Raw genomic sequence first — 1,081 nt, 5'->3', positions numbered from 1 at the left:
TGTACCCGGCCAGGACGTTGGTAGCAGCGAGCCTGGTTGAACGAGCGAGAACCTCCGAGTGGGATGTGGCTTGTCTAAGGCCCACGCCCAACCGGAGGTTCTCGTGTCCCACGGTAATGCCCGGCTGACCTTCCGTGGTCGGTTGCTGATCGTTGAACGCCATCGAGGTGGCATGCCCAAGGCGCACATCGCGTCAGCGATGGGTGTATCTCGCAAGTGCGTGAAGAAGTGGATCGATCGCTACGACGAGGAAGGGCTGGCGGGTCTGCACGACCGGTCCTCGCGTCCGCACACGATGCCGGCCAGGACCAGCCCTGAAGTCGAGGCCGAGGTGGTGGCCGCGCGTGTCGAGCACCGTGAAGGCCCCGACACCCTCGGCCCGAAGGTCGGCGTGCCGGCCAGGACGGTCTCGAGGATCCTGCGCCGCCACGAGGTGCCCTACCTGCGCGAGCTCGACCCGATGACCGGTGAGGTGATCCGGTCCTCGAAACAGAGCGCGGTCCGCTACGAGCGCGACCGGCCGGGTGAGCTGGTCCACATGGACGTGAAGAAGCTCGGTCGGATCCCCGACGGCGGCGGCTGGAAGGCCCACGGACGAGCATCCGGGTCGATCCAGCGCGACCGGTCGACAAAAGTCGGCTTCGACTACGTCCACTCACTGGTCGATGACCACTCCAGGCTGGCCTACAGCGAGGTCCTGCCCGACGAGAAGGGCGCCACCTGCGCAGGCTTCCTCGAACGCGCCATCGCCTACTTCGCCGAGCACGGCATCACCCGAATCGAGCGACTGATGACCGACAACGCCTGGGCCTACCGGTGGTCGCTGCGTGAGGTCTGCGCGGCACACCAGATCAGGCAGAAGTTCATCCGCCCTCACTGCCCATGGCAGAACGGGAAGGTGGAGAGGCTGAACCGAACCCTGGCGACCGAGTGGGCCTACCGCCAAGTCTTCACCAGCAACGACGACCGCACCGCTGCACTTGCCCCTTGGCTCGAGTACTACAACACTGAACGCCGCCACAGCTCACTCAAGGGCAAGCCGCCGATCAGCCGACTGCTACCAACCTGATGGCCGGGTACA

At 65.6% G+C, this 1,081-nt stretch carries 1 protein-coding gene; it reads left to right on the top strand.

From position 1 onward, the window contains the following. The first annotated feature begins 103 nt into the window (after window positions 1-103). Complete coding sequence (locus IEZ24_RS21410; protein WP_191192901.1) at window positions 104-1,069, top strand: IS481 family transposase; 966 nt, start codon at window positions 104-106, stop codon at window positions 1,067-1,069. Window positions 1,070-1,081 lie beyond the last annotated feature (12 nt).

The organism is Nocardioides ganghwensis, from assembly GCF_014779655.1.
Taxonomy (GTDB): domain Bacteria; phylum Actinomycetota; class Actinomycetes; order Propionibacteriales; family Nocardioidaceae; genus Nocardioides; species Nocardioides ganghwensis.
This window is presented reverse-complemented; position numbering and strand designations above follow the sequence as displayed.